3 protein-coding genes are annotated in these 1,923 nt (G+C 73.9%); all 3 read left to right on the top strand.

Annotated features, from left to right (window positions below):
* Positions 1 to 497: dihydropteroate synthase (locus tag AC1DP0_RS21455; protein ID WP_478088533.1), on the top strand; the 497-nt coding region annotated here is incomplete at its 5' end.
* The gene (gene folK / locus AC1DP0_RS21450) at positions 494 to 1,381 is read left to right on the top strand and encodes a 2-amino-4-hydroxy-6-hydroxymethyldihydropteridine diphosphokinase (RefSeq protein WP_478088531.1); all 888 of its coding nucleotides are present in this window, start codon (positions 494 to 496) and stop codon (positions 1,379 to 1,381) included. The genes AC1DP0_RS21455 and folK, both read left to right, overlap by 4 nt.
* On the top strand, positions 1,378 to 1,857 hold the full coding sequence (locus tag AC1DP0_RS21445) for a DUF3180 domain-containing protein (RefSeq protein ID WP_478088530.1): 480 nt from the start codon (positions 1,378 to 1,380) through the stop codon (positions 1,855 to 1,857). Before folK ends, AC1DP0_RS21445 begins: the two co-directional genes overlap by 4 nt.
* The last annotated feature ends 66 nt before the right edge of the window (positions 1,858 to 1,923 follow it).

The raw sequence follows: 1,923 nt of genomic DNA, 5'->3' as shown, positions 1-1,923 counted from the left end.
GGCGCGGGCACAGCACCGAGATGCAGTCGCGCGCCGTCTACGACGACGTCGTCGACGACGTCGTCCGCGAACTCGGGGAGCGGCGCGACGCACTGCTCGACGGCGGCATCGACGCGGAGAACCTCGTGCTCGACCCCGGGCTCGGGTTCGCGAAGAACGCCGACCACAACTGGGCCCTCCTCGCCGCCCTGCCCGCTCTGCACGAGCTCGGCCAGCCGATCCTGCTCGGCGCCTCCCGCAAGGCCTTCCTGGGCCGCCTCGGCCGCGACGAGGGATCCGCCCCGAGGCCCGCCGCGGACCGCGACGTCGAGACGACCGCCACCTCGGTCATGGCGGCCATGGCGGGGCTCTGGTGCGTGCGCGTGCACGACGTCGTCTCGACGGTGCGCGCGCTCACCGTCGTCCAGGCCGCCCTCGAGCACGCCCCCGACTCCCATGACCGCAACCCCGACGAGCCCGACGAGCTCGACGACTTGACCGGGGGCCCCGGCCGATGACCGACCGCATCGTGCTGCAGGGCATCTCCGCTCGGGGCAACCATGGCGTGCTCGCCTTCGAGAAGCGCGACGGCCAGGCCTTCCTCGTCGACGTGGCCATGGTCTGCGGCCTCGAGCGGGCCGGACGCACCGACGACCTCGCCGAGACGGTCAACTACGCCGACGTGGCAGGCGACGTGGTCGCCCGCGTCACGGGCCCGTCGTTCGACCTCATCGAGCGGCTCGCCGAGGTCATCGCCGACGACGTGCTGCGCCACGACCTCGTCGAGTCCGTCGAGGTCGTCGTCCACAAGCCCGAGGCGCCGGTCGGCCACCCGTTCACCGACGTGCAGGTGCGCGTCGAGCGCGCCAACGCCGCCCACGTCGCCATCGCGCTCGGCTCCAACCTCGGTGACCGCGGACAGACCCTCGCGGCCGCCCTGCACGCCTTGCGCAGCCTCCCCGGACTCACCGTGACGGCCGTGTCCGACGTCGTCGAGACCGACCCCGTCGGCGGTCCGGACCAGCCGCCCTACCTCAACGCGGTGGCGGTGGGACGCGCGACGCTCGCCCCTGCCGAGCTGCTCGCCGCTCTCCACGGCATCGAGGCCGAGCACGGCCGCACCCGTGAGATTCATTGGGGCGCACGGACGCTCGATCTCGATCTGATCCAGTTCGGGGCCCCCGGCAGCTCGCGTGAGGTCGTCAGCGACGATCCCGCTCTGCTGCTGCCCCACCCGCGGGCCCACGAGCGCGCCTTCGTCCTCGTGCCGTGGGCCGACGCCGACCCGAAGGCCACGGTGCGCGTGGGAGCCGGGGACGGCGGCATACGCCCGGTGGTCGACCTGCTGGCCGGCCTCGACCGATCGGGCGTGCGCCCCGGTCCCCGATGGGAGCAGCAGTGACACCACACTCCGGCATCCGGGTCCAGACGCTCGTGCTCACGGGCGTAGGCACGACGGTGGTCGCCTGGCTCGTGCTGCACTGGCTCTCCTCCGGCGGCAGCCCCGTGCCCGAGCCGGGCTGGATCGGCGCTGTCGCCATGCTCTTCCTCGGCGGCGGGCTGCTCCTCGCCGGCTGGCAGGTGCGCAAGGTCCGCGACGGACTGTCCCACCCCGCCGTCACCCCGCTGCGCGCCGCACGCACGCTCGTGCTCGGCCAGGCCGGAGCGCTGACCGGGGCGGTGCTCGTCGGGTGGTATGCCGCGAACGCGCTCGTCCTGCTGCCCGACGCCGACGTCGAGTCCCAGCGCGGCCGCATCTGGCTCTTCGTGCTGCACGCAGTCGTGGCGCTGCTGCTCGCCGTCGCGGGCATGGTGGTGCAGAACTGGTGCCGGCTGCGTCCGCGCGACGACGAGGACGAGGACCAGCCGGCTGCCTGACCGCCGGCGCTCGGCCGGTCGGGCGGTCGGCCGGTCGGCCGGTTGGGCGCATGGTGTGCTCGATGG

Source organism: Terrabacter sp. P5_B1 (genome assembly GCF_056400505.1).
Note: the sequence above shows the minus strand (reverse complement) of the source record. Positions and strands in the feature narration are given on the sequence as shown.

What these genes read in the sequence shown, in the direction of transcription:
- folK (WP_478088531.1), top strand. Translation starts at nt 494, where the DNA reads ATGACCGACCGCATCGTGCTGCAGGGCATCTCCGCTCGGGGCAACCAT.